The 23,306-nt window shown below is 44.9% G+C and carries 24 protein-coding genes and 1 tRNA gene; 11 read left to right on the top strand and 14 right to left on the bottom strand.

Going from position 1 to position 23,306, the window contains the following annotated elements:
* Nucleotide 1: 1 nt before the first annotated feature.
* The 3 genes from ibaG to ITG12_RS13245 all read left to right on the top strand — a co-directional run bounded on the left by ibaG (nt 2) and on the right by ITG12_RS13245 (nt 2,404).
* Nucleotides 2–256 (top strand): BolA family iron metabolism protein IbaG, encoded by a 255-nt coding sequence (gene ibaG, locus ITG12_RS13235; protein ID WP_005432865.1) that lies wholly within the window; start codon nt 2–4, stop codon nt 254–256.
* Between the two features lie 9 nt (nt 257–265).
* On the top strand, nt 266–1,531 hold the full coding sequence (murA, locus tag ITG12_RS13240; RefSeq protein WP_038864493.1) for a UDP-N-acetylglucosamine 1-carboxyvinyltransferase: 1,266 nt from the start codon (nt 266–268) through the stop codon (nt 1,529–1,531).
* A 147-nt stretch (nt 1,532–1,678) separates the two neighbouring features.
* The gene (locus ITG12_RS13245) at nt 1,679–2,404 is read left to right on the top strand and encodes a 1-acylglycerol-3-phosphate O-acyltransferase (protein ID WP_038864490.1); all 726 of its coding nucleotides are present in this window, start codon (nt 1,679–1,681) and stop codon (nt 2,402–2,404) included.
* An 85-nt stretch (nt 2,405–2,489) separates the two neighbouring features.
* Here the strand turns inward: ITG12_RS13245 and ITG12_RS13250 are convergent, their stop codons facing one another.
* From ITG12_RS13250 to ITG12_RS13275, 7 genes are all read right to left on the bottom strand, one after another.
* Nucleotides 2,490–2,879, bottom strand: coding sequence for a RidA family protein (locus ITG12_RS13250; RefSeq protein WP_005432832.1), 390 nt, complete (start codon nt 2,877–2,879; stop codon nt 2,490–2,492).
* A gap of 165 nt (nt 2,880–3,044) precedes the next feature.
* On the bottom strand, nt 3,045–3,506 hold the full coding sequence (pyrI, locus tag ITG12_RS13255) for an aspartate carbamoyltransferase regulatory subunit (RefSeq protein WP_038864489.1): 462 nt from the start codon (nt 3,504–3,506) through the stop codon (nt 3,045–3,047).
* A 17-nt stretch (nt 3,507–3,523) separates the two neighbouring features.
* A complete protein-coding gene (gene pyrB, locus ITG12_RS13260; RefSeq protein ID WP_005441998.1) occupies nt 3,524–4,453 on the bottom strand; it encodes an aspartate carbamoyltransferase in 930 nt (309 codons plus the stop codon).
* A gap of 89 nt (nt 4,454–4,542) precedes the next feature.
* Nucleotides 4,543–4,668: an aspartate carbamoyltransferase gene (locus ITG12_RS27785; protein ID WP_080869678.1), complete on the bottom strand. Its 126-nt coding sequence runs from the start codon at nt 4,666–4,668 to the stop codon at nt 4,543–4,545.
* Nucleotides 4,669–4,737: 69 nt separating this feature from the next.
* Entirely contained in the window at nt 4,738–5,742 is a 1,005-nt protein-coding gene (locus tag ITG12_RS13265; protein ID WP_248873137.1) for an ornithine carbamoyltransferase, read from the bottom strand.
* 157 nt (nt 5,743–5,899) lie between these two features.
* Nucleotides 5,900–7,120, bottom strand: coding sequence for an arginine deiminase (arcA, locus tag ITG12_RS13270; RefSeq protein WP_038864483.1), 1,221 nt, complete (start codon nt 7,118–7,120; stop codon nt 5,900–5,902).
* 135 nt (nt 7,121–7,255) lie between these two features.
* Nucleotides 7,256–7,456, bottom strand: a complete 201-nt coding sequence (locus ITG12_RS13275) for a hypothetical protein (protein ID WP_133152161.1) — start codon at nt 7,454–7,456, stop codon at nt 7,256–7,258.
* 247 nt (nt 7,457–7,703) lie between these two features.
* On the opposite strand from ITG12_RS13275, the gene rraB reads away from it, so the two are divergent.
* Together rraB and ITG12_RS13285 are read left to right on the top strand one after the other, a co-directional pair.
* Nucleotides 7,704–8,120 (top strand): ribonuclease E inhibitor RraB, encoded by a 417-nt coding sequence (gene rraB / locus ITG12_RS13280; RefSeq protein ID WP_038864481.1) that lies wholly within the window; start codon nt 7,704–7,706, stop codon nt 8,118–8,120.
* 172 nt (nt 8,121–8,292) lie between these two features.
* Nucleotides 8,293–9,093 (top strand): hypothetical protein, encoded by an 801-nt coding sequence (locus ITG12_RS13285; RefSeq protein ID WP_248873138.1) that lies wholly within the window; start codon nt 8,293–8,295, stop codon nt 9,091–9,093.
* Nucleotides 9,094–9,109: 16 nt separating this feature from the next.
* Here the strand turns inward: ITG12_RS13285 and ITG12_RS13290 are convergent, their stop codons facing one another.
* The 5 genes from ITG12_RS13290 to pepA all read right to left on the bottom strand — a co-directional run bounded on the left by ITG12_RS13290 (nt 9,110) and on the right by pepA (nt 15,785).
* A complete protein-coding gene (locus tag ITG12_RS13290; protein ID WP_104026809.1) occupies nt 9,110–10,015 on the bottom strand; it encodes a bifunctional helix-turn-helix transcriptional regulator/GNAT family N-acetyltransferase in 906 nt (301 codons plus the stop codon).
* 115 nt (nt 10,016–10,130) lie between these two features.
* The gene (locus tag ITG12_RS13295) at nt 10,131–10,529 is read right to left on the bottom strand and encodes a DUF2061 domain-containing protein (protein ID WP_042601054.1); all 399 of its coding nucleotides are present in this window, start codon (nt 10,527–10,529) and stop codon (nt 10,131–10,133) included.
* A 226-nt stretch (nt 10,530–10,755) separates the two neighbouring features.
* On the bottom strand, nt 10,756–13,614 hold the full coding sequence (locus ITG12_RS13300) for a valine--tRNA ligase (RefSeq protein WP_248873139.1): 2,859 nt from the start codon (nt 13,612–13,614) through the stop codon (nt 10,756–10,758).
* 96 nt (nt 13,615–13,710) lie between these two features.
* A complete protein-coding gene (locus tag ITG12_RS13305; protein ID WP_038864600.1) occupies nt 13,711–14,160 on the bottom strand; it encodes a DNA polymerase III subunit chi in 450 nt (149 codons plus the stop codon).
* A gap of 116 nt (nt 14,161–14,276) precedes the next feature.
* Nucleotides 14,277–15,785, bottom strand: a complete 1,509-nt coding sequence (gene pepA, locus ITG12_RS13310) for a leucyl aminopeptidase (protein WP_010450385.1) — start codon at nt 15,783–15,785, stop codon at nt 14,277–14,279.
* A 200-nt stretch (nt 15,786–15,985) separates the two neighbouring features.
* Here pepA and lptF point away from each other — a divergent pair, with 200 nt between their 5' ends.
* Nucleotides 15,986–17,086 carry an LPS export ABC transporter permease LptF gene (gene lptF, locus ITG12_RS13315; RefSeq protein ID WP_038879672.1) on the top strand — a complete coding sequence of 367 codons (1,101 nt, stop codon included), beginning with the start codon at nt 15,986–15,988 and terminating at the stop codon, nt 17,084–17,086.
* Between the two features lie 3 nt (nt 17,087–17,089).
* Nucleotides 17,090–18,160, top strand: coding sequence for an LPS export ABC transporter permease LptG (gene lptG, locus ITG12_RS13320; protein WP_038879670.1), 1,071 nt, complete (start codon nt 17,090–17,092; stop codon nt 18,158–18,160).
* 73 nt (nt 18,161–18,233) lie between these two features.
* On the opposite strand, the gene ITG12_RS13325 is transcribed toward lptG, so the two are convergent.
* On the bottom strand, nt 18,234–18,713 hold the full coding sequence (locus tag ITG12_RS13325; protein WP_038864467.1) for an RDD family protein: 480 nt from the start codon (nt 18,711–18,713) through the stop codon (nt 18,234–18,236).
* Between the two features lie 245 nt (nt 18,714–18,958).
* Between ITG12_RS13325 and ITG12_RS13330 the strand changes: the two genes are divergently transcribed.
* Both ITG12_RS13330 and ITG12_RS13335 read left to right on the top strand, forming a co-directional pair.
* Nucleotides 18,959–19,624 carry an SDR family NAD(P)-dependent oxidoreductase gene (locus tag ITG12_RS13330; RefSeq protein ID WP_038879667.1) on the top strand — a complete coding sequence of 222 codons (666 nt, stop codon included), beginning with the start codon at nt 18,959–18,961 and terminating at the stop codon, nt 19,622–19,624.
* A gap of 177 nt (nt 19,625–19,801) precedes the next feature.
* Nucleotides 19,802–19,886, top strand: a tRNA-Leu gene (locus ITG12_RS13335).
* Nucleotides 19,887–20,005: 119 nt separating this feature from the next.
* Here ITG12_RS13335 and cod read toward each other — a convergent pair.
* Nucleotides 20,006–21,289 carry a chitin oligosaccharide deacetylase gene (gene cod / locus ITG12_RS13340; RefSeq protein ID WP_038879665.1) on the bottom strand — a complete coding sequence of 428 codons (1,284 nt, stop codon included), beginning with the start codon at nt 21,287–21,289 and terminating at the stop codon, nt 20,006–20,008.
* A 247-nt stretch (nt 21,290–21,536) separates the two neighbouring features.
* Between cod and ITG12_RS13345 the strand changes: the two genes are divergently transcribed.
* A complete protein-coding gene (locus ITG12_RS13345; protein WP_081634993.1) occupies nt 21,537–21,842 on the top strand; it encodes a PTS sugar transporter subunit IIB in 306 nt (101 codons plus the stop codon).
* A gap of 85 nt (nt 21,843–21,927) precedes the next feature.
* Entirely contained in the window at nt 21,928–23,262 is a 1,335-nt protein-coding gene (locus ITG12_RS13350; protein ID WP_038864463.1) for a PTS sugar transporter subunit IIC, read from the top strand.
* Nucleotides 23,263–23,306 lie beyond the last annotated feature (44 nt).

Raw genomic sequence — 23,306 nt, forward strand, 5'->3', positions numbered from 1 at the left:
TGTGGATAGCGCAAAAGTACAACAGTTACTAGAAGAAGCACTAAACCTTCAAGAAGTGCATGTAAAAGGTGAAGGTAGCCACTATGAGGTGGTTGCTGTTGATGCTTGTTTCGATGGAATGAGCCGCGTTAAGAAGCAGCAGTTAATTTACGGTCCTCTGATGGATTACATCCAGCGTAACGACATTCACGCGCTATCGATTAAAGCGTTCACTCCAGAAGAGTGGGCTCGTGATAAAAAGCTAATGTCGCTTTAAGGTTTATTGATGGAAAAGTTTCGAGTTATTGGGTCAGATAAACCACTGGTTGGTGAAGTGACCATTTCAGGTGCAAAAAACGCAGCACTGCCGATTTTATTTGCGTCTATCTTGGCTGAAGAGCCAGTAGAGGTGGCAAATGTGCCACACCTTCGTGATATCGATACTACTATGGAACTGCTTAAGCGTTTGGGCGCAAAAGTAAGCCGTAATGGTTCTGTTCATGTCGATCCAAGCAGCATCAACGAATACTGCGCACCTTACGACTTGGTGAAAACCATGCGTGCATCAATCTGGGCACTTGGTCCGCTGGTGGCTCGTTTTGGTAAAGGTCAAGTTTCTCTACCTGGTGGCTGTGCGATTGGCGCTCGTCCTGTTGATTTACATATCACAGGTCTAGAGCAGCTTGGCGCAACGATTACACTAGAAGATGGTTACGTAAAAGCAGAAGTGGACGGTCGTCTAAAAGGCGCTCACATTGTGATGGACAAAGTGAGTGTTGGTGCAACGATTACTATCATGTGTGCGGCAGCGTTAGCGGAAGGTACCACAACGCTAGATAATGCAGCGCGTGAACCTGAAATCGTTGATACAGCAGACTTCCTAAACAAGCTTGGCGCAAAAATTTCAGGCGCGGGCACAGACACCATCACTATTGAAGGTGTTGAGCGTTTAGGTGGCGGTAAGCACAACGTTGTGGCTGACCGTATCGAAACGGGTACGTTCCTTGTTGCTGCGGCAGTTTCTGGCGGCAAAGTTGTGTGTCGTAACACCAATGGTCACTTGTTGGAAGCGGTACTTGCGAAGCTAGAAGAAGCGGGCGCATTAGTAGAGACTGGTGAAGACTGGATTTCTGTAGATATGACGGATCGTGAACTGAAAGCGGTAAGCATTCGTACTGCCCCACACCCAGGTTTCCCGACTGACATGCAAGCACAATTCACGCTATTAAACATGATGGCGAAAGGCGGTGGCGTAATTACTGAAACGATCTTTGAAAACCGTTTCATGCACGTACCTGAACTGATGCGCATGGGCGCAAAAGCGGAAATCGAAGGTAACACAGTCATCTGTGGTGACGTAGATTCTCTAAGTGGTGCGCAAGTAATGGCCACTGACCTGCGAGCTTCGGCAAGTTTGGTGATTGCAGGTTGTATCGCGAAAGGCGAAACCATCGTTGATCGTATTTACCACATCGATCGTGGTTACGACAAAATCGAAAATAAACTGTCTGCTCTTGGCGCAAATATTGAGCGCGTGAGTGAGGCGGGTTAAACTGCATCGCAGTTGACTTCGATATAAAGAGAGCCGAAACTCAGGTTTCGGCTTTTTTATGTCGCGCTCTCTTTCATAGCTGATGACTATGTCCAAAGAACCAACAATAGCTGTATCTGGCGTAAAGCCGGTTCCTGGAGAACAACAATGATTGCACTATTACGTGTATTTGCTGTCGCAATTTTCGCAATTGTGATGTTTATTGGTGGTTGTGGTTACTGCCTATTAAGTCCTCGAAATCCTAAGCACGTTTTCACTTTTGGCCGCTTGTTCGGCAAGATGTCTCGTGTGTTCGGAATCAAATTAGAATTACGAATTCCTGAAGATGCTTACTCTCGTGGTCAGCATGTTTACATCGCGAACCACCAAAATAACTGGGATTTGTTTACTGTATCTTCAGCAGTGACACCAAAAGTCGTGACGGTAGGTAAAAAAAGCTTAGCGTGGATGCCACTATTTGGTCAGCTTTACTGGCTAACGGGTAACATTTTAATTGACCGTGGTAACCGTTCTAAAGCTAAGGGCACTATTGATCAAGTAGTTGATAGCATTAAGCAGAGTGACGTTTCAGTATGGATGTTCCCAGAAGGGACGCGCTCACGTGGCCGTGGCTTACTGCCATTTAAAACCGGCGCATTCCATGCTGCTATCGGCGCAGAGGTGCCAATCATTCCGATCGTGTGTAGTTCAACTGATCACATTAAATTGAACCGTTGGAATAACGGTCATGTGATCATTGAAATGCTGCCACCAATCAGCTCTGAAGGCTATGGCAAAGAAGGCGTTCGTGAACTTGCAAACACCTGTCGCGATCAAATGAAAGCGAAGCTAGAAGCGCTGGATGAAGAAGTAAAACAGCGTAATGCCGCTTAAATTGAAATAGAACACTGCAACAAAAAGACAATAAAAAACGGGTAGCCTAAGCTACCCGTTTTTTTATGTTTCTTAGCAAGCGCAATTATTTACGAACGGCGATTGCTTCAATCTCGATGCCAACATCTTTTGGTAGGCGAGCTACTTCGACACAAGAACGTGCTGGGTAGTTTGCTACTTCGTGCTCATCGAAGAACTTGCCGTAAACTTCGTTCACAGTACCGAAGTCGTTTAGGTCTTTAACGAATACCGTCATTTTTACGATGTCAGTGACTTTAAGGCCTGAAGCTTCAACCACTGCTTTCACGTTTTCTAGAGATTGACGTGCTTGCTCTGCGATGTCCGCAGACACTTCACCTGTTGCTGGGTTTACTGGGATTTGGCCAGAAGTTAGAACCATGTTACCTAGATCTACGCCTTGAACGTAAGGACCGATTGCTGCTGGTGCAGACTCAGTGTGAAGTACTTTCGTCATTTGAATTGTTCCATCTGTTTAGGGGAATAAAGAGTGTACTCAAACAATTTGAGCGTTCTTAAGAAGAATCAGTGTGCCTTTAAACATGAAGCACGTAAAGAGCAAAATACCCCGCACGGGCGGGGTATCAGTCAATTTATCGTTAGCAAGAATTGAAGCGGGAAATTAACGTTCAGTGACGATCTCACGAGCGAAGACTTTCTCACAGTATTTACACTTCAGACGGATTTCTTCCTTCTTCTCGAATACTTGGAAGCTGCTCGCAACTGGTTCGTTATGCGTAATGCAGTTCGTGTTTGGGCACTCAAATACGTTGTTGATACGTTCAGGAAGCTCTAGTGCCAGCTTTTTTACCACTTCGTAATTTTCGATTTGGTTAACCGTAGCGTGTGGTGCGTATAGTGCCAATTTGCTTGCTTGCTCTTCGTTGATGAACACGTTCTCGATCTTCAACAAGTCTTTATGACCTAATGCGGATGATGGCAGATTAAGGCCAATCGTCACGCGTTGAGAAGAGTTGTGCATATCGAACAATTTCAACACTTTGATACCAATTTGGGCTGGAATATGGTCGATTACTGTGCCATTTTTGATTGCTTCTACCTGCAATTGAGTTTCTTTAGTCATGTCTTTTTCTCCCTCGATTACAGTGTTTCGTTTAGAACCAATGCCAACAATGCTTGGCGCGCGTACACGCCATTTTCTGCTTGTTGGAAGTAGTAAGCGTGCGGTGTTACGTCGACGTCTGTGGTGATTTCATCCACGCGTGGCAGTGGGTGTAGCACTTTCAAGTTCTCACGTGCACCTTCTAGTAGTGCCGCTGTTAGGATGTAAGCTGACTTGATGTGCGCGTATTCAGATTCATCGAAACGCTCTTTCTGTACGCGTGTCATGTACAGAATGTCTAGTTCAGGAATCACGCTTTCCATGTCTGTATGCAGGCTGTATTGAATACCTGCTTCATCGAGTTCTTCACATAGGTAATCAGGCATCGCGAGCGCTTCAGGTGCCACAAAGAAGAAGCGAATGTTATTGAACTTCGCCAATGCTTGAGTCAAAGAATGCACGGTGCGACCGTATTTTAGGTCACCAACGAACGCAACGTTCAGGTTGTCTAGACGACCTTGTGTTTCTGCAATCGTGTATAGGTCGAGTAGCGTTTGTGTTGGGTGTTGGTTGGCACCGTCACCAGCGTTAATCACAGGAACGCCGTTAGAGAACTCGGATGCCAAGCGCGCTGCACCTTCTTGAGGGTGGCGCATAACGAATGCATCGACGTAAGAAGAGATCACTTGAACTGAGTCAGACAGTGTCTCGCCTTTTTTCGCCAGAGAGGTGTTACCACCGTTATCAAAACCAATAACATCGCCACCAATACGTTGAATCGCTGTTTCGAATGACAGACGAGTACGTGTGGATGGCTCAAAGAAACAGCTCGCTACAACCTTGTTTTTAATCAGTTCTGGACGAGGTTCTTTTTTTAGCTGACCTGCAGTTTCTACAATCAGTTCCAGTTCTTCACGTGAAAGCTCTGGAATAGAGATGATGTGCTTCTGGTAAAGCGAGTTCGCCATGATCTTCTTCCCTATAACAGTGGTGACTATCTCCAAAATTACCCTGATGGAATTTCGGACATAAAAAAACCTCCCCAATTGGGGAGGTTTTAAAATTCAATAGAATTAACGAAAATAACAGCACGTAAGCGTAGTCGCTTAGCTAGAGCAAATCGCGTTTTTACGTCAGCAATCGGCGTGATCATTTCGTAATCCTCAGACAAATTGCCGAGCATTATACGCTTAACTTTCGTGAGCGCAAGCGATTACATCGTGGTTTTTGTTACCATTTTTAATGCTTTGGTTTAGCTGCCTAACGTTGCCACCATCACGGCTTTAATCGTGTGCATGCGGTTTTCGGCTTCGTCGAATACGATAGAGTATTCAGACTCAAACACCTCTTCGGTGACTTCAAGCCCTTTCATTCCGTATTTCTCTGCTACCTCTTTACCCACAGTCGTTTCATCGTTGTGGAAGGCTGGCAGGCAGTGCATGAACTTCACATGAGGGTTACCTGTTTGCTTAATCACATCCATATTGATTTGGTAAGGTGTCATCAGCGCAACACGCTCATCCCAAGCCTCAGCAGATTCGCCCATGGAGACCCAAACGTCGGTGTATAAGAAGTCACAGCCTTTAACGCCTTCTTCAACGTTTTCAGTCAGCGTGATCTTCGCGCCAGTTTGTTGGGCTATCTCTTGGCAAGTTGCGACTAATGCTTCTTCTGGCCAGAAGGCTTTTGGCGCTACAAGGCGGACGTCCATGCCCATTTTTGCTGCGCCAACCATGAGTGAGTTACCCATGTTATTACGAGCATCACCAAGGTAGGCAAACGTCATCTCATGCAGTTGTTTACCGCGCCCGTGCTCTTGCATGGTCAGGAAGTCAGCAAGAATTTGGGTAGGGTGGAACTCATCAGTCAAACCATTCCAAACAGGGACGCCTGCGTAAGTACCGAGCTCTTCAACAATAGATTGACCAAAGCCACGATACTCGATGCCGTCGTACATACGACCAAGAACGCGAGCGGTGTCTTTCATCGATTCTTTATGACCGATCTGTGAGCCAGAAGGACCGATGTAAGAGACTTGAGCGCCTTGGTCAAAGGCAGCAACTTCAAACGCACATCGGGTACGAGTAGAAGATTTCTCAAAGATTAGTGCGATGTTTTTACCTTGAAGTTTCTTCTGCTCTGTTCCTGCATATTTAGCTTTTTTCAGCTCTGCGGACAGTTCGAGCAAGAACTGGATCTCTTTAGTTGAGAAATCCAATAGCTTCAAAAAGTTGCGATTACGTAAATTGAAAGCCATAGCTCGTCCCTTAGGTCGTTTGGTTGATAAAGAATAAATGCATTAAAACATATAAATGCTTTTATTGTGAATAATTATTTTAATTAAAAACAAAAAAAGGTTGATGCATTCACATCAACCTTAGTCTCAATTGGTTTTATTTGGTGGGAGAGATTTCTCAAATATCGTCACGTTCGATTGGGCAACTCATACAGCGTGCACCACCACGACCGCGACCAAGCTCGTTACCCGGAATAGTCAGGACTTCAATGCCAGCTTTGTCGTACTTCTCGTTAGTATAGACGTTACGTTCGTAACCAATCACAACACCAGGTTTCACCGTCAGTACGTTGTTGGCATCGTTCCATTGCTCTCGTTCAGCTTCGTAGCTGTCACCACCCGTTGTGATGATCTTCAATTGATCTAAGCCAAGTGCCGATTCGATGGCATGCAGATAGTTGTGTGATGCTTCGACATGCATTTCACCGTTGCCTTTAGGTGTTAGGCGCCAGGTGTCTAAATCTTTACGCATGATTTCTGGGTATACCGAGAAAGTGTCCACATCCATGTGCGTCATGACCGTATCAAGGTGCATGCACGAGCGGTGTTTTGGCAGGTCGATAGCAATCACTTCTTTCGCCTGACCAGATTTAAATAAACTCGCCGCTAAGTTTTCTACACCTTGTGGGGTTGTACGCTCAGACATACCAATCAAAACGGCGCCTTTACCGATAACCAGTACATCACCGCCTTCTACGTTTGCGTTGTCATAGTGAAGGTCTTCATCACCGAAGTAATTAATGAAATCTTGACCTGCGAAAGTTGGGTGCCAACGGTAAATTGCGCGCAGATGGTTGGTCTCACGTTGTCGCGCTGGCATCATCATTGGATTAAGAGAAACGCCGCCGTATACCCAACATGATGTGTCGCGGGTAAAGAGGTGGTTCGGAAGAGGTTCGATAACGAAATCCAATGGACGCTTCATTTTCGGTAGCATCGAAGAGGATTTGATTGGTAGTTCAGAGTAGGCCAAACCACCAAGAAAGATAGTCGCAAGATGCTCGTCATCCATTTCTGCAAAGTATTGACGCAAATCACGAGCAAATGTTGGACCGTAGCGGAAATCGGAGATTTGAGTATTCAACAACCATTGTTTTGCTTCAGGAACGGCAAGTGTCTCTACGAGCAAATCGTGTAGCAGTAGCACCTCGACATCTTGCTCTCGTAGTGTACGGGCAAATGCATCGTGCTCTTCCCCTGCAGCTTCTACCGCGAGCACATCGTCAAATAACAGTTCGTGACAGTTTGATGGGGTGAGGTGGGTGAGGGCACGCTCTGGGCGATTCAATAACACTCGTCTAAGTTGACCAACTTCTGATCCAACGTACAGCTTGCTCATTTTGTATCCTTACAAATTTTCCAGCCATTAGTTATGACAAGCTTGCCGCAAAGATGCAAGTCCTGGAACTTACTCTATATGTCGATATTTTGGCTTTTATTAGCGATATATTTTGTAAATTAATGCTTTGTATTTTTAAATTCTATATTTAGAGCTTTGTTCATAGTATTTAAAAAGTGCGTTTTTATTCTTTTTACTCGCTTTCAATAGACTCACATTGTTAGTGCATAAAACACGCATAACTATTCTCAAATATGCATTTTTAAAGCTTTCTTTATTCGCTTGCATTTTTAATTGCCTTGTTGGTGTATTCACTTCATAGCCATAAACACGCAATGCACTCTCCTATCTCGACGAATTTACTTGATTAGGATCTTCTGAATATTAAAGATTTCTTGTTTTTGTTAATTTTTTGTTTCTGTGAGCGAGGTTTCGATTTTTGAGAAAGAATATTCGTTAAGAATCCAAGCCGTTTGGTGTTTGTTTGTGGCTTTTCATCGCAATCCGTGCCATATTTCACCGCATTAACATACTCAGTCTTGAGTATAGTGTTTTCATCAAGTAACTAATCTGGAGCCAAAACATGTCTCACGAAGATGAATATCTATCAGTAGAAGAATTAATTGAGATTCAAAAGGAAGAGACTCGCGATATCATTGCAGCATTGCTAGAAGACGGCAGCGATCCAGATTCACTATACGAAATCGAGCACCACCTATTTGCAGAAGACTTCGACACGCTAGAGAAAGCGGTTGTGGAAGCATTCAAAATGGGCTTTGAAGTGCTTGAAGCTGAAGAAACAGAAGATGAAGACGGTAACAAACTGCTTTGCTGTGATGCAACAATGGAATCTGCACTAAACGCAGAAGCGATTGATGCACAGGTTGAGAAGTTGATTCACCTTGCAGAAAAATACGACATCATTTACGACGGTTGGGGTACTTACTACGAAGGCGAAGATGCGCTTTACCCAGACGAAGATGATGAAGACGAAGAGTAATCGACTCATTCATTCTAAGAAGCCAGCGTTTATCGCTGGTTTTTTTTGTGCCTTAAAAATGATAACCGAGGGTGACCATAAATAATTCTCATTGAGTTTGTAGGCTTACTGCCTATAACCCTAAGCCACTTGAGTATATAATGCATGAAAATTGATCTAGCTCAAGGTGTATATGCAACTCTCACTCGCCGGTTTATGGCAAGTCTCTCCACTGACGGACCTTTCTATCCCACAGGATGACATTACTTTCCCTGCTCCTTTGAGTCAGGTATTGCCTGCTGAACTGACTGAAGAAGCGATCCGTCAGCAAGAGTGGCACCTGATGCACGACATCGAAGTGGACGAATCCATGATGGCATTCCCAGCGGTAGAAATGGTGTTGGGTGGTGTGGATTACCATGCAGAAGTGCGTTTGAACGGAGTCGCATTGTTCGACTGTGACGGTTCGCAAAGCATATACAAAAAAGACATTCGTCCATTTATGCAGACGGGGCGCAACCGTTTTGAGATCCTGTTCCTCGAGGAAGAAGAAGATCTTCTGCTGGATGAGGATAAACCGGAGTTGTGCTCACTTGCGGATCATGAATACCAAAAGAGTGATGAGCGCTTGGGGGTATGGCAAGAACCGTATCTACAGTTCATTCGCAATGTTCGTTTAGACCGTGTGGCTACCGAGCAGATTTGGCACCACGGTGGTGGTTGTGAGTTTAAAGTCGACTTGTACTATCAAACTTTTGCGCCGGGTCTAGTATCGGCATCGGTTAAGTTTAATGGCATGACTTACCATATTCCTATTGATGTCCGAGCGGATCATGCGAGTGCTTTATTCCAGATCGAAGCGCCAAAGTATGCCGATCTTAACGATCCCGATCCAAAAGATCTCTACGAACTCGTAGTGGAGTTGGATGGGCAGCGCCAAGCATTTACAGTGGCACTTAGCCAAGAGCTCTGTGTTACCCATCTTGTACTTTAAGTTTGGGGATAAAACGCTATAACGTCTTAAGCATCACGACTTCACATGCATCATGCCCTGTTTGTCCTAGCGGGGCATCGAGATGCTCAAAGCCTAGCTTTTCATACAAGCCTACCGCTTCTCTTAGACATTCTGTCGTTTCTAAATAACACTGCTGATACCCAAACTGTTTCGCCAGTTGTAAGCTCAATGCGACGATGCGTTTGGCTAAACCGTGCCCTCGTGTTTGAGGTAAGAAGTACATCTTTTGCAACTCACACACATTTGGCTCACCAGCTAAAGGTGCAAAGCCGCCGCCGCCCACAATCTCGCCTTGGTATTCGACTACCCAGTAGGCTGCGCCTTGTTGGTCGTAAACCGAGTACATGTCATCAAGCGTTGGATCGGCCACACCATAACCTTTGTCTGCGGTTAAACCGTATTCTGCGGAGACTGCGCGAATCACGTTTGCAACTTGCGAGTTATCTGCTTTGGTAAGAGGTCGAAGAACGTATTCCTCTGCCTGACACACTTTTGTTAGCCCTTTTAGGTAAGTCTCTAAACCAAGTTTGAGTTGCTCTTGCTCGCTGTCATCCAGTTGGGTAAGCAGTTGTTCAAAGAAGCTGTTTTGCTGTTGGTCTAGTTGCGATAACGCCTGCTGACCTTGCTCTGTAAGCGCCACAAGTTGACTGCGTTTGTCTTTCGGGTTTTCGATACTCTCAACTAAACCTAATTTGATCAGCCCAGTAACCGTGCGGCTTGCATTGGACTTGTCGACATTGAGCTGTTGTGCTAGTCGATTGATGGTCAACGGCTGCAGTTGGATCTCACCTAACGCGTGCGCTTGCACTGGAGTGAGAGCGACGTCGCCACATTGCTTATCGAGCATACCAAGCAATCGGACGGCTTGACGGGAATAGTGTCGGAGTTGACGAGCATTCATTATCACTTACCTCTAAAAATAAAGTTGCGCACCGCAATTAAATTAATTGCGGTGCGCAACTTTGTCAATGGTAAATGTCATTTTGCTCGTTAGGAGGCGTATTGAGCCTCCATGTTTAAGCGTGTTGGTGCAGACAGAACTGTGGTGCTTGGTTATCTGATCTACGCATCCATACTTTCTCGTGGAAGTAGTACGCTACTGTATTCAAGCTTGGCTCTAGCATTGCCATGATACCGCCGACAAACGCATCACCTGTTAGTAAGTAAACTACGGTAAAGGCAACACTGAAGTGGATAGTGGCAAAGCTTGCGGTTTTTATTTTGGTCATCCACTGACGAGCTTTAAGCGCAGGGACTTTTGCCCATGCTTTTTCATGAAAGTAGAAAGCGACGGTGTTCACTGAAGGCTCAATCATGGCAATTAAACTACCAATTAGAATGTCGCCAGTAAGCACGTAAGCGACACTAAACGCGATAGTAAAATGGAGTGCTGCAAAGGTTAGTGTCTTTTTCATGATAATTACTCAATCGTTGTGTTGTTTCGATAAGTCTATTATTGAGAATTATTATCATTAAATCTAATGGGCAGTTAAGATTAGTTTGATAGGTAAAAACTATTAAAAAGGAGGGATAGTAGGAGAGAAGAGTGAATACCTTTGAAAGCTTACCGAGCGATAAAATGCAAAAAGGGTTGATGCTTTCACACCAACCCTTTGATTCTTTTATTCTAGCTTTTAGCGATTAAAGTGCAGCGATCGTTGTCTTCTGCTCTTCTAGCTTAGCTAGTGTCTCTTTGTAACCTTCAAGCTTCTCACGCTCTTTAGCAACCACCGCTTCAGGAGCTTTCGCTACGAAGCCTTCGTTACCTAGTTTGCCTTCGATACGCTTGATTTCGCCGTGAGTTTTCTTGATTTCGCCATCTAGACGAGCAAGCTCAGCGTCTTTGTCGATCAGACCCGCCATTGGGATCATAAGCTCAGACTTAGCAACCAGTGCTGTTGCACACGCTGGCGTTTCTTCGTCAGCAGCAAGTACGCGTACAGATTCTAGTTTCGCTAGAGACATCAGAACTTGTTTGTTTGCTTCTAGACGCGCTGCGTCTTCTGCGTTTGCTGCTTTCAGCATAACGTCAAGCGGCTTACCTGGGTTGATGTCGTATTCAGCACGTAGGTTACGGATGCTGGTAATGAACGCTTTCACCCATTCAATATCGTCTAGGGCTTCTTGGTTGAAGTTTGCTTCGTCGAATTGAGGCAGTGCTTGCAGCATGATTGTCTCACCTTCTACACCTTCAACTAGTGGCTTGATGCTTTGCCAGATAGTTTCAGTGATGTAAGGAATCACTGGGTGAGCTAGACGTAGCGTCTTCTCAAGAACCGTGATTAGTGTACGGCGAGTACCACGCTGTTGCGCTTCAGTACCTTTCCATAGAACTGGCTTAGTAAGCTCTAGGTACCAGTCACAGAATTGGTTCCAGATGAATTCGTAAAGCGTGTTAGACGCCATATCTAGACGGAAGTTGTCGATATGGTTGTTGAACGCTTTCGCTGCAAGTTCAAACTGAGACTCGATCCACTTGTCCGCTAGTGAGTATTCAATTTCACCACCGTTGAAGCCACAATCTTGCTCTTCTGTGTTCATCATTACGTAACGGCTTGCGTTCCATAGTTTGTTACAGAAGTTACGGTAACCCTCAAGACGCTTCATATCCCAGTTGATATCGCGACCTGTTGATGCCATTGCTGCAAGAGTAAAACGTAGTGCATCTGTACCGTATGCTTCGATACCGTTTTCAAACGTCTTACGAGTGTTCTTCTCGATTTTCTTCGCTAGCTGAGGCTGCATCATGTTGCCACAACGCTTCTCTACTAGAGACTCTAGGTCGATACCATCGATCATGTCGATTGGGTCAAGTACGTTACCTTTCGACTTAGACATCTTGTCGCCGTTTTCGTCACGGATTAGACCAGTAACGTAAACTGTCTTAAATGGTACTTGTGGTTTGCCGTTTTCGTCTTTCACGAAGTGCATGGTCATCATGATCATGCGCGCAACCCAGAAGAAGATGATGTCGAAACCAGTTACTAGTACGTCTGAAGGGTGGAATACTTTCAGATCGTCAGTTTGCTCTGGCCAACCTTGAGTACCGAACGTCCATAGTGCAGAAGAGAACCATGTATCCAGTACGTCTTCGTCTTGGTGCAGTTCAATAACTGACTCTAGGTTGTTGTTCTTACGAACTTCTTCTTCGTCACGACCTACGTAAACATTACCTTGGTTGTCGTACCAAGCTGGGATGCGGTGACCCCACCATAGTTGACGAGAGATACACCAGTCTTGAACGTCACGCATCCAAGAGAAGTACATGTTTTCGTATTGCTTAGGAACGAATTGGATGTCGCCGTTTTCAACTGCTTCAACCGCTGTTTTTGCTAGAGGCGCAGTACGTACGTACCATTGGTCAGTTAGCATTGGTTCGATAACCACGCCACCACGGTCGCCGTAAGGAACTTGTAGATCGTGATCTTTCACCTCTTCAAGTAGACCTAGCTCGTCGAATTCAGCAACGATAGCTTTACGAGCGGCAAAACGCTCCATACCTTGGTACTTAGCTGGTAGCTCAGTACTGTAGGCGTCGCTTGCTTCACCGTTAGTGTTGAAGACTTCAGATGCAGCACGGATATTTGCGTCGAAAGTCAGAATGTTGATCATTGGTAGCTGGTGGCGCTTACCAACTTCGTAGTCGTTGAAGTCGTGCGCAGGTGTGATTTTCACACAGCCAGTACCTTTTTCCATATCTGCGTGCTCATCGCCCACGATTGGAATGCGACGTTCAACGATAGGAAGGATGATGTCTTTACCGATAAGATCTTTGTAACGTGGATCTTCTGGGTTAACCGCAACACCAGTATCGCCTAGCATGGTCTCTGGACGAGTCGTAGCCACAACGATGTAGTCTTTGCCATCCGCTGTTTTAACGCCATCTGCTAGTGGGTAGCGGAAGTGCCACATGTTGCCTTTAGTGTCTTTGTTCTCGACTTCTAGATCTGAAATCGCAGTGTGTAGCTTTGGATCCCAGTTAACTAGACGCTTACCGCGGTAGATTAGGTCGTCTTCGTATAGACGTACGAACACTTCTTGAACAGCGTTAGATAGACCATCGTCCATCGTAAAGCGCTCACGATCCCAGTCTACAGATGCGCCAAGACGACGAAGCTGTTTAGTGATAGTGCCGCCAGATTCGCCTTTCCATTCCCAGATTTTGTCGATGAAAGCTTCACGGCCGTAATCGTGTTTTGTTTTGCCTTCTTCTGCAGCGATCTTACGCTCAACAACCATCTGAGTTGCGATACCTGCGTGGTCCGTACCTACTTGCCAAAGAGTGTTTTTACCCTTCATGCGCTCACAACGGATAAGCGTATCCATGATCGTATCTTGGAACGCGTGGCCCATGTGTAGGCTACCAGTGACGTTCGGTGGCGGGATCATGATGCTGTATGATTCTTTAGTAGTGTCACCGTGTGGCTTAAAGTAGCCTTGCTCTTCCCAAGTCTGATACAGAGCTTGTTCAATTGAAGTTGGGTTGTATGTCTTTTCCATAGCGCTCTTTTAATGGATACGTTGATGGTTGAATCTAAGTCAATCTTTATAAGTGAGGGATCTTAACAAGATCGCCTTAACTATAAGGATTGACCGTTAAGGATATTGAATTTCGATCGTTTGCAGTTGATAACCTGCTTGACGGTAAATTTTATACCTTTCTCTTGCGACCTGTTTAGCTTTTTCTTCGCAAGGCACGAAGTCTACCACTTGAGCAAACTTGTTCGCAAAGGTTGTCTCATTTTCCGCCAAATTAATTACCAATTGACGATTCCAATTAGGTTTTACGCCTTCATGGCCGATCTCAATATTGGTGGCGTATTTCGGTCCTTCACCTACGAGATTATGAGCCATGAACTTATCTGCATCAATTTGCCAAAAAGCCTCGGCCAGTTGTTCGGCGTGCGACTTGTCTTGGCAGTTCAAATACACTTTAGCTCCTTGGCGAGCAAAGTGCTGAGCCAAGAATACGATGTATTGTTCAAAGCCCGTCTTTGTTGCTTGAGGGCTCTCTTCTTTAATGATGTAGAAGGTTGCAGTTTGCATCATTCTCTCACTTGCCATTGGCCTCATCCTTAGACCATTTTACATTCCTATTCTCTCTCAAGAAAATCGGGGTAATAAAAAAGGGCCTTGCGGCCCTTTTAGATAGTGTTCAGAAATTACTCTTCTGTCTCTTGGCCGCTGCGGTTCAAAAGGAATTGGACAAGCATTGAGACAGGACGGCCCGTTGAGCCTTTCGCTGCGCCTGATTTCCACGCAGTACCTGCGATATCGACGTGTGCCCAGTTGTACTTCTTAGCAAACTTAGACAGGAAGCAACCCGCAGTGATAGTACCAGCAGGACGACCACCGATGTTTGCCATATCAGCAAATGGACTCTTCAGCTGCTCATGGTACTCGTCTGCCATTGGTAGACGCCATGCACGGTCACTTGCTTGTTCAGAAGCGTTTACTAGCTCATGAGAAAGTGGGTTGTGGTTAGAGATTACGCCGCTGATGTGGTGGCCTAGTGCGATAACACAAGCTCCCGTTAGCGTTGCAACGTCTACTACGCAGTCTGGTTCGAAACGCTCTACGTAAGTCAGTGCGTCACAAAGAACAAGACGACCTTCCGCATCCGTGTTCAGAACTTCTACAGTTTGACCAGACATGGTTGTTAGGATGTCACCTGGACGGTAAGCGTTGCTGCCTGGCATGTTTTCACAGCCTGCTAGAACACCAATAACGTTGATTGGTAGGTTTAGCTTCGCTAGCGCTTTCATTGTACCGAATACAGATGCTGCACCACACATGTCGTACTTCATCTCATCCATACCTTCACCAGGTTTTAGAGAGATACCGCCTGAATCGAACGTCAGACCTTTACCGACGAGAACGATAGGTTTTGCTTCTGACTCTGGGTTACCTTTGTATTCTATAATCGACATCATAGATTCGTTCTTCGAACCACGACCTACTGCTAGGTAAGATGTCATGCCCAGTTTTTCCATCTCTTGCTCACCAATGATCTTGGTGGTTACGGTTTCGTAATCGTCAGCAAGGCGACGAGCTTGAGAGGCTAAGTAAGCTGGGTTTGCTACGTTTGGTGGCATGTTGCCAAGATCTTTTGATGCTTTCACACCAGAAGAAATAGCTAGACCATGGGTGATTGCTTTTTCACCTAGGTTCAGTTCACGACGCGTTGGTACGTTGAACACTAGCTTACGCAGTGGACGACGAGTTTCTGGCTTAACGCTCTTGAACTGGTTAAATGTGTAAAGACCATCTTTAGTCGCTTCAACTGCTTGACGTACTTTCCAGTACGTATCGCGACCTTTAACGTGCAGTTCAGTTAGGAAACATACTGCTTCCATTGAACCGGTTTCGTTAAGTGTGCTGATCGTCTTTTGAATGATTTCCTTGTACTGGCGCTCGCCGAGTTCACGTTCTTTACCACAACCTACAAGTAGAACGCGCTCTGACAAAACACCTGGTACTTGATGCAGTAGTAGCATCTGACCAGGTTTACCCTCTAGATCACCACGGCGAAGTAGTGAACTGATGTAACCGTCACTGATTTTATCAAGTTGTTCGGCTACTGGAGAAAGGCGACGTGGTTCAAACACACCAACAACGATACATGCGCTACGTTGTTTCTCTGGACTGCCACTTTTAACACTGAACTCCATGCGTACTCCTACATCCTGAAGACAAATTGCTCTAAATGTTAGATAATGATCGCTTACTTGTTGAATTTAAGCTCAGGTCTTACCAACAGAGCTGATTTAAGCGCTAACATCTAGTTTATAATTTTTAAAAAAATAAATGGTTCAACGGGAAACTATAGTGATTCGACCAAAAAAACAAGTTTTGTATAGGTAATTTCAGCGTGATTATTGTTAGATATTTGATCCGCGAAACACTCAAGAGCCAATTTGCGATTTTCTTCGTACTTTTTTTGGTGTTTGTGAGCCAGAAGTTTATCAGTGTTCTTGCTGATGCTTCGGACGGGGATATTCCTGCTGGATTAATTTTCTCAGTGGTTGGTTTAAACATGCCAGCCATGGGTTTATTGATGCTGCCATTAAGTTTGTACATCGGCATATTGATCACCTTTGGTCGCTTGTATGCGGAAAGTGAGATCGTGGTAATGAATGCCACCGGTATCGGGAATAAATTCTTGGTACAGGCGGCATTGTACTTAGCTCTGATTACATCAGGTGTTGCTGCGTTTAATGCGTTGTGGTTATCGCCTTGGTCTCAGGACCGTGTCGAGCAGCTGTACGAGCAAGTCGCGGCAGAAAACAGCGTTGACCTGCTAAAAAAAGGCCAATTCCAAGGAACGCCAGATGGTTCGTCAGTCGTGTTTATTGACGACATCAAAAACAGCACGTTAAGCAACGTGTTTGTTGCACAGATGCGCCCTCGCGATTCCATTCTACCAAGCGTGATGTTCTCTTCTTCAGGCGATGTAAAAGAACTGTCGGATGGCCGTCAGATCATTACGATGCATGAGGGCACGCGCTATGAAGGTGTGCCGACTCGCGTGGAATACATGATCACCAAGTTTGACGAATATGAAGGCTTGATTGGCCAGCGCGAAGTGAAGCAAAAAGGTCGTGATTGGGAAGCTTACCCAACCGCAGATTTGATCGGCCACCCCGATCCAGAAGCGCAAGCAGAACTGCAATGGCGAATTTCATTATTTGTGTGTATTCCGCTGTTGACGATGTTGGTTATTCCGCTTTCCGCGGTCAACCCACGTCAGGGACGTTTCGCCAAAATGGGCCCTGCCATCTTGATTTACTTGGCGTACTTCCTTGCAATTAGTGCAACGAAATCTGCGTTAGAGGATGGTGCTATACCTGCTGCTATTGGCATGTGGCCTATTAATGCGATACTGCTTTTGGTCGCTATCCTGGCGAACATGATGGACAGTGTTCCTGCTCGTCGAATGAAAGAAAAATTCCGTAAGAAGAGGCTCGCGTAAGCTGTGTTCAAACTCTTAGACCTTTACATCGGTAGAACGATAATCTCTACCACGGCTTTGGTGTTAGCGACCTTTGTTGGTTTGTCTGGCATCATCAAATACGTAGAGCAGCTGCGTAAAGTCGGCCGTGGTGCATACGACTTAATGCATGCCCTCTACTTTGTGTTACTAAGTATCCCTCGCGATGTAGAAATGTTTTTCCCGATGGCTGCGTTGTTGGGGGCATTAATTGGCCTTGGTATGTTGGCATCCAGCTCCGAGCTCGTAGTAATGCAAGCAGCCGGCTTTTCTAAGTTGGATATCGGTTTATCAGTGCTTAAAACCGCGGTTCCATTAATGCTAATCGTCATGACGCTTGGCCAATGGGGCGCACCTGAAGCACAAAAAATGGCACGTGACCTACGAGCGTTTGCTCTGTCTGGCGGTAGTATCGTTTCTGTTCGGGCTGGTGTTTGGGCTCGTGATGCCAATGATTTTATCTTTATCGGCAAAGTTGAAGACGACAAACTCTATGGTTTGAACATGTGGCGTTTTGATGATGATAAAAACCTACAGAAAGTCATTTTTGCTGAAGAGGTTGATTACCAACAAGACAACAATTGGCTGATGCGTTACGTGCAAGTTACTGACATGGAGAATGAAAACGTCATTACCAAGCGTGATTTGGAACAAATGGAGTGGCACACCTCATTAGCACCAGACAAACTGGCAGTCGTGACGGTAAAACCAGAAGAGCTGTCACTAAGTGGCTTGTATGACTATGTGACATACCTGAAAGCATCAGAGCAAGATGCTTCACGTTATGAACTGGCATTTTGGCGCAAGCTATCTCAACCGCTTTCTATCGCGGTAATGATGTTGATGGCACTGTCATTTGTATTCGGTCCATTACGTAGTGTGACCATGGGGGCAAGGGTGCTTTCGGGGGTGGTTGCTGGCTTTACTTTCTACATATCCAGTGAATTCTTTGGACCTCTAACCTTGGTATATGGCATCCCGCCAGTATTCGGTGCACTGGCTCCAAGTCTCGTATTCTTAGCTATTGCGGTATCTCTGCTCAGAAGAAAGCTATAGATTCCCAAAGACAGTAAACATAAAAAAGGAAGGCGCCATGCCTTCCTTTTTCTATTTTGCTTCTGCCATTTAACTATTTAGCTTTCGGTAATACCACGACTTCAGTTTTTGCCCAAATATCATGGAAACCACGTTTCTGTGGGTCAATGGGTACAGTGAGGTTAGCTAAGCCGAAACCAGAGGTTGCTAGGCGAATCAGTGCCTGAGTTACAGAAATAGCTGAGCCATCTTTGCTGTTTCGGATCTGCATCTTCCAAGCTCGCATGCCTAGTGTTTGACCTGCTCGTGTCCAGAAGAAGACAAAGAAATATACCCAGACTGTCGCCAAGTAAAGGGTAAATAGCGGGCTTAATACAGGGTGCTTTCCTAGCATATCCGCTGCATCTGTATATTCTCCATAGCTCAATAATCCTGCTGCATTTAACGCAAAGACGATTGCCATCACTACGCCGGCGGCCATCATTTCAATTGCTAAGATAATCAGCATATCGTAGAACAACGCCGCTAATCGGCGAAATAAGCCCGCTGGTGGAAGAGTTGTAGAAGTCGTCATAGTTCCATCACTTACCTTTAAAATTGTGCGTCAGGATATAGATTCCGCTTGTCGGTGAAAAGAGAGCTAACGCACAGAGTCTCTAATTACGAAGAAATCACCATAGCAGAAGACACTTTATATCCATCGTCTAACTTAACAAAGCTATCCAGTTCAAACTTCGCGTCACCTAACCTGTGAAATCGTCAAACATACGGTACCTTGCTTAGAACATGAGATTACGAATGACGTGATAGAGGTACAAGATGATCGTGATTACCGGCGCGAGCAGTGGACTAGGTGCGCAACTAGCTAAGTTGTATGATGCTCAAGGCGAAGAAACACTGTTAACTGGACGCAGTGAAGAGAAGTTGGCGACTCTTGCTCAACACCTATCTAATAAAGCTCAAGTGTGTAGTTGTGATTTGGTGGATACATCCCAAATCGAGAATTTGTTTAATGAGCTGCCTAAAGCGCCTTCTACTCTGATTCACTGTGCTGGAAGTGGGTATTTTGGTTTATTAGCTGAGCAAGACCCGCAAGAGATTCAAAAGCTGATTGAAAATAACCTCACTTCGGCGATTAATATTCTTCGAGAGTTGGTCAAACGTTATCAAGAGCAGCCAGTAAATGTTGTGATGGTGATGTCGACAGCAGCACTGCAAGCTAAGGCACAAGAATCGACCTATTGTGCGGTGAAGTGGGCTGTCAAAGGTTTGATTGAATCCGTTCGTATGGAGTTAAAAGGCAAACCAATGAAAATTATCGCTGTGTATCCCGGAGGTATGGCGACGGAATTTTGGGAGACGAGCGGTAAGACTTTAGACACCAGTAGCTTTATGAGTGCAGGTGATGCAGCGCGGATGATTCATGGTGCGCTTTCTAATATTGGTAATGGTTACGTTTCGGATATTACAGTTAACCGTTTATAGGGCTGAGAGGGAGGTCTTGTTATCAGGTGATATGGCAGACTGAACTGTGATGAGATCTTCTTTGTCACACTTTGTGGCGAAATTATCAGCAAACGATAGTTATTTAAGGTTTTTCTGCTTGCGCAGGTCAAAAGCTTACGTATAATGCCAACCATCAAAGGGCAATAGCCCCGAGATGCCGGTGTGGTGAAATTGGTATACACGACGGATTCAAAATCCGTTGCCTTCGGGCGTGGCGGTTCAAGTCCGCCCACCGGTACCATATTCCAAGACAGAGCCTCGACGAAAGTCGGGGCTTTGTTGTTTCTGGTTATCCAAAATAAAAAAAAGCGCGAGGGGTATGCCTCGCGCAAACTACTACATGGTGATAGTAGGAACAGCCTATAGAGCTGTGAACAAGGTGTTCTGTGTATTAGGAGTCCAATCCGACTGTGATACATGCGGAATGTTTACGAGGTAGCGAAGACCTTGGTAAGTCACGACATCATCTGCTTCATAAGCAACGTTTAGTGTCCAGTTAGTTGCAGGATCGGCATTTGTCCAAAGGCTAGACGTTGAAGACGGTGCCCAATCCTGTTGTGCGACGTGCGTTGTAACCGCTTTATAAACAGTACCTGAATGTGTTACGTAATCACCAGCAACGTATGCCTGACCAACTTGCCAAACTGGTGTGTAGTTATCCATGCTATCGAAAACGTATCCTGCTTCTTTTGCGATTTGGATAAACTTAGCCAGCTTAGGTAAGTTTTTGGTTGCTCCCATGCCGCGTTTGCCATCTTCGAATAAGAACTCATGTGTTAACACGATAACTTTGTCTGCGTGTAGCGGAGTACCACAAGGGAATTCTTGTGTTTTGGAGTTGATAGGGTTGATCGTCGTTGGCGCACAACTGTTTAGGGCCGCATCAACATAACCTAGAAACGGTTCTGCTTCCGTCAAACTATTTGCTGGCATTGCAATGCCCCAGTTCTCCGGTGCCCAGTCGAGATCCCAACCATGGGTTTGATATCCCTTATTCGCTAAGATATTTTGAACTTCAATCGAGGCCTTAACGCTGTTTGACGGGTTGTTAGTGTCACAGACGTAGCCAGGTTCCCAAGGTTTTAAGTCATCAGAGGTTGCACATAAGCCATCTGCTTTAAAGTTTTTTGTTACACGCCAGCCGTTGGTATATGGCAATCGAGCAAACTCTTCACCGCGATAGTTTGGGTAACTGGAAATATTTGGTAGGTATCGCTCGAGTACTGCTAAGTTTTCGTCAAATGTTAGAGCGTCGTAGACAGGATCTTGGTAAGAGTTAATTTGATGATCGCCCGTCGCATTACATTCTGCACCACTGCTAGGGCCAAATTCTTCCACGCAGTTATGGATCATATGGGCATAACTGTGGTTCGCTACGATATGCCCTGTATCGAGAGCCAGTTTCAAAGCTTCTAAAGCGCGGTCCTCATTTTCATCACCAATCCCATCTAGGTGCCAAGCATTAAAGTAAAAAGTGCCTTTAACCCCTTGTTCATTAAGCACATTAATCACATCGATTGACGCATTAATAGGGCCGTCATCAAAAGTTAAATATATCGTGCCTTTTGGGTCTGCTTGGGCAAACGAATATTGAGATAGAGCAGTGCCTAAGAGTGTAACCATAGCCAGTTTATTTAATTTCATTCTTTATTCCTTTTAAGAAATTAATTATGACGTTGTCAGTAGTAATATATTGATAGTTATAAATATAAATTTTGTGTTTTATTATTCTGTTGGCTTTTATCCTAGACCTAAATAATTAATAAAAAATAGAGCGTATTTTCTAAAGTGAGATTTAGTTCACGAACAATGCAACCGGTTGCGCTTTTTTGCGTTGGTTATTTTTGCTACAGTTTTTGTAGGTTGAAAATTACACAACGGGAGTAAGGCTATGAAAAAGATCCTTTTATGCTGTAGCGCTGGGATGTCGACCAGTATGTTGGTTAGAAAGATGGAGCAAGCTGCTGAAAAGCAAGGTATTGCATGTAAGATTGATGCGTTGTCTGTGAACGCGTTTGATGAAGCAATCAAAGAGTACGATGTTTGCTTGCTTGGACCTCAAGTTCGATTCCAATTAGAAGAGTTGCGAAAAACAGCTCAAGAGCACGGTAAAAATATAGAAGCAATTTCCCCACAGGCTTATGGAATGATGAAAGGGGAAGAAGTATTAAAGCAAGCATTAGAACTTATTAACTAATTCAATAGTTTAAAATAAAAAGAACAATCATCAAATATTGATATTTGATGCGGGGTTCTTTTGTCTAAAAATAAGGATGGACTCTATGAAGCTTTATGATGCGATTATAGGAATAGTCGAAAAGCATATAGCCCCAATTGCAGCAAAAGTGGGTAATCAACCTCATGTTAGAGCAATGAGAGACGGATTTATCGTGGCAATGCCGTTTATTATTGTAGGTAGCTTTATCTTAATATTTGCTTTTCCACCATTTGAAGAAGGGACTTCGTTTACTCTAGGTCAAATATGGTTGGACTTTGCGACGACGCATTTCGATACCATTATGATGCCGTTCAATATGTCGATGGGAATCATGACGATATTCGTCTCGCTAGGGGTCGCCTATAGCTTGGCGAAAGCGTACAAAATGGATGGGATAACCAGTGCTGTTTTGTCGCTTATGAGTTTCTTATTAATTGCAGCTCCTGCTAAAGACGGCGCTTTGGCAATGAATCATATGGGAGGAACGGGGATTTTTACTGCGGTAATGAGTGCTTTCTTTTCTGTCGAGCTGTACCGCTTTATGAAAAAGCATAACATTACGATTCGCATGCCAGAGCAGGTGCCTCCGGCTATTGCACGATCCTTTGAGGTATTGCTACCCGTCTTAGCGATTTTCGTTACACTTTACCCTCTGAGTATTTTTGTTCAAATGCAATACGATATGTTGATTCCTGATGCGGTGATGGCAATGTTCAAACCATTGATCAGTGCTTCAAATACGTTACCAGCGATCATTGGCGCCTTGCTTGTTTGTCAGTTATTGTGGTTTGCGGGCATCCATGGAGCGGCGATTGTCGTTGGTCTTCTGTCTCCCATCTTCCTTACTAATATCAGTGCTAACATCGACGCGTTTGTTGCTGGCCAACCTATTCCAAATGTATTCACTCAGCCATTCTGGGACTTCTACATCTTTATTGGTGGTTCGGGTGCAACATTAGCGCTGGTAATGCTTATGTCCTTCAGTCGTTCAGCTCACCTCAAAAGTATTGGACGTATGAGTGCAGTGCCTGGTTTCTTCCAAATTAACGAACCGGTTATTTTTGGTAGCCCTGTGGTGATGAACCCTATTCTATTTATTCCATTCGTATTCGCACCTATCTTGAATGCCACTATTGCGTATTTTGCTGTGCACCTTGGTTTTGTTGGCATGGGGGTAGCAACAACACCTTGGACTACACCAGCTATTATCGGTGCATCATGGGGTAGCGGTTGGACATTCTCACCTGTGTTGCTCGTGATAGGGCTACTGATTCTTGACCTGTTTATCTACTTGCCGTTCTTCAAGATGTTTGAAAAGCAAGTATTAGAGCAAGAGCTTCCAACAAGCAAAGAAACAAAAGACGCGGAACAACCATCCGGTGAAGGCGTAACAGCATAAAGATGATTGGGCTGTCATTCGATAGCCCTCCCTTTCGGAGAGAA

Source organism: Vibrio sp. ED002 (assembly GCF_023277445.1).
Taxonomy (GTDB): domain Bacteria; phylum Pseudomonadota; class Gammaproteobacteria; order Enterobacterales; family Vibrionaceae; genus Vibrio; species Vibrio jasicida.